Raw genomic sequence first — 293 nt, forward strand, 5'->3', positions numbered from 1 at the left:
AAGCCGAGCCCGAGGGTACCGACCGCGATCTCATCGACAAGCTGGAAGCGATGGTCGAGCAGGGCATGGCGGCCATGTCAGGCTCGGCGCAGCCGATGCCGGCCGCCGCTGCTGCTCCCGTAGCCGAAGCGCCGCCGCTGGTGCCGGAAGCGCCGGCTGCGGTGGAAGCCGCGCCGTCCTCCGGCGTGCTGGCCGACCCGAGCCTGGAGCGTCCGTTGCGTCCGGGCGAAGTCTCGCTCGACGAGCTCGAGCGCGCCTTCCGCGAGACCGCGATCGAAGTGCCGGTCCCGGTT

The 293-nt window shown here is 72.4% G+C and carries 1 pseudogene; it reads left to right on the forward strand.

Annotation, left to right across the window (positions count from 1 at the left end):
- Positions 1-293, forward strand: a pseudogene (locus AC0L3J_RS37925) (hybrid sensor histidine kinase/response regulator); the annotation flags it as partial.

The sequence above is a fragment of the Bradyrhizobium sp. Kon37 genome (assembly GCF_055807535.1).